Here is a 2,799-nt window from a genome sequence, read left to right on the forward strand (position 1 = left end):
ATAGTCGAAGTGTAATTCCTGCTACGGTGATGGCTCGCCTTGTCTCAGAATTTACTCTCCGACTATATGTGGTTAAGCAACGCTGTACCATAAAAAGCCGTCTGAAAATAGCAGTTTTCAGACGGCTTTGTGTGATACCCGAAACAATCAGGCCTGGCTGTCCAGCCAGCGTTCGGCATCCAGAGCGGCTTGGCAGCCGGACGCGGCACTGGTGATGGCCTGGCGGTAGGTGTGGTCTTTGACGTCGCCGGCTGCCCACACGCCTTCGATATTGGTGAGGCCGACGTTGTCGCCCGTGCCGCCTTTGGTTTGCAGGTAGCCGGTGGCGTCCATATCGAGTTGGCCTTTGAAGATATCGGTGTTGGGTTTGTGGCCGATGGCGATGAACACGCCGTTGACGCGGATGTCTTCGGTGCTGCCGTCGTTGTTTTTCAGGCGCGCGCCGTTGACGCCGCTGTCGTCGCCGAGGATTTCATCGACGGAGGCGTTCAGTTTCAGAATGATTTTGCCTTCTTCCACGTGCTTCATCAGCTTGTCGACCATGATTTTTTCGGCACGGAAGCTGTCGCGGCGGTGGATCAGGGTAACGGTGTTGGCGATGTTGGCCAGATACAGCGCTTCTTCCACGGCGGTATTGCCGCCACCGACCACGGCGACATCTTGGTTTTTATAGAAAAAGCCGTCGCAGGTGGCGCAGGCGGACACGCCTTTGCCGGCAAAGGTTTCTTCGCTCGGCAAGCCCAGGTATTTGGCGGATGCGCCGGTGGCGATAATCAGCGCGTCGCAGGTGTATTCGCCCATATCGCCGATGAGTTTGAACGGGCGCTGTTGCAGCTCGGCGGTGTGGATTTGGTCGAAAATCATTTCTGTGCCGAAACGCTCGGCGTGCGCCATAAAGCGCGCCATCAGCTCGGGGCCTTGTACGCCTTCGGCATCGGCGGGCCAGTTGTCCACTTCGGTGGTGGTCATCAGTTGGCCGCCCTGCTGGATGCCGGTGATGATGACGGGATTGAGGTTGGCGCGCGCGGCATAGACGGCGGCGGTATAACCGGCCGGGCCGGAGCCTAAGATAATCAGTTTGTGGTGTTGGCTCATGAGAAATCCTTTTTCAACAGGTCGGTTCAGACGGCGGGCATTGTAAGGGAAAGCAGGCCGTCTGAAAATATAGTCGTCGAACTTAAATCCTGCTACGGCGTTGGCTCGCCTTGTAGCAGAATTGAATTTCACCGACTATATATCGGTATGTCTGCCGGTCAATCTGCGGTGTTGCAGACAGGATGTGCGGCAAAGTGTGCGAAACAGGCCGTCTGAAAATGGATTTCAGACGGCCTTTTGCTGTTTAGCGCCGGCGGCGGCACCGACCAGGCTTTGCAGCAGCCAGGAGCCGGTGGATTGATCATAGATGTATTGCTGGCCGTCGGTACCGGTCACCGGCTCGCCGTTGCCGTTGTTGGCCAGGGCTTCTGCGGGAATGGTTTCCTGCACGGCGCTGGCGGCCAGGGCGTAAACGGTGTTGTCTTCTTGCGTGGCTTGGGTTTGCTGGAGCTGCTGCTGCAGGGCTTCGATTTGTTTTTGTTGGGCTTCGAGCTGCGCTTGGGTGTTGTCTTTGCAGGCAGCCAGCGCGAATGCGGACAGGGCGGCCAGAGCCATCATTTTTTTCATGGTTTTTCCCTTGTATCAAGTGGTGTGGACATCTGCCGGGGTTTTCGGCGTGCTTGCCGCACAATGCGGGAAGCCATGAGCGTAATATAGCGGCAATTCGGAATTTATCAAGCGTTTTGCGGGTTTTTATCCGCGATTTTCAGACGGCATTTACAGGGGCAGCGTCGGCAGCTTGGCGGCGAATGCGATGCTGTTGGCGACGATGCCGCCGCATTCGGGCATTTCGTGTTCGGTTTCGATAATCAGGAGGTTGGCGGGGCGGCCGGCGTGCAGGCTCATGTGCATTTCGGCGGGAGTGAAGGGCAGCTTGCGGGCGCGGGCGAATGCTTGGGCGCGGCGGTTGGCGGTTTTCAGCATGGGCAGCAGCGTGATGTCGAGATGGAAGCGGCGCACGCCTAATACCAGAATGCGGGCGGCGAAGAAGTCGGCTTCTTCGGTAAACACGCTCGGGCTGCGGCTGTCGGCGCGGTGGCGCTCGGCGGCGATCAGAGCGGCGACGGTGCGGATTTGCGGCAGCAGCGCTTCGCTGACCAGCAGGGATTGCGCGGCGGGCAGGCTGCCGTCGCACAAATCGGGGCGGTGGGCGTTGCCGTCGGTAATCAGGCGGCAGCGGTGCAGCGGGGCGGTTTGGGCAGACGGGGTGATGCGGGTTTGGGTGGCGGTATTCATGGCAGCAGTCCTTAAAAAAAATCGTTGGCTTGGGGCAGGATTTTCAGACGGCTGCGGAATATACGGATACAAAAAAGGCCGCCTGATATGTGGCGGCCCGGTTTGCGTTGCTCGGTCAGTGATGGCAAGACATCGTTCAGACAAGCGCAAAAGAGTACCGCACGTTTGTGTGGTACCAATAATAGTAAGCGGCTGGTCGGATGATGTTTTGCATGACAATCAAATCGGGCAAAGAAAATAATGTATGGGCTTAGTTTAAAACAAAAAGTCGAGTAATTTCAACAGCCATTGGGCAAAAGCGACCAACATTTCTATAAGTTGTTGTAATCCTTCCAATTTATTTTACCTTTTGTGTGTGTTTGCGCGCATTTTTGCGGCGGCGGCGGGGCTGTGTGCATAAGCATAAACCGCGCGGGGCGGGGCAGGCAAGCGTTTTTCTTGCTGCCGTCTGAATATATAGTCGGAGAG

At 56.9% G+C, this 2,799-nt stretch carries 2 protein-coding genes and 1 pseudogene; all 3 read right to left on the minus strand.

Translation table 11 applies throughout. The features are described from left to right. Positions 1–147 precede the first annotated feature (147 nt). Positions 148–1,095 carry a thioredoxin-disulfide reductase gene (gene trxB / locus BDE01S_RS09735; RefSeq protein WP_066080923.1) on the minus strand — a complete coding sequence of 316 codons (948 nt, stop codon included), beginning with the start codon at positions 1,093–1,095 and terminating at the stop codon, positions 148–150. Positions 1,096–1,341: 246 nt separating this feature from the next. Next, positions 1,342–1,662: pseudogene (locus tag BDE01S_RS09740) on the minus strand (hypothetical protein); the annotation flags it as partial. A 150-nt stretch (positions 1,663–1,812) separates the two neighbouring features. Then, positions 1,813–2,331 carry a hypothetical protein gene (locus BDE01S_RS09745; protein WP_066080926.1) on the minus strand — a complete coding sequence of 173 codons (519 nt, stop codon included), beginning with the start codon at positions 2,329–2,331 and terminating at the stop codon, positions 1,813–1,815. Positions 2,332–2,799 lie beyond the last annotated feature (468 nt).

The organism is Bergeriella denitrificans NBRC 102155 (genome assembly GCF_001592185.1).
Taxonomy (GTDB): Bacteria; Pseudomonadota; Gammaproteobacteria; order Burkholderiales; family Neisseriaceae; genus Neisseria; species Neisseria denitrificans.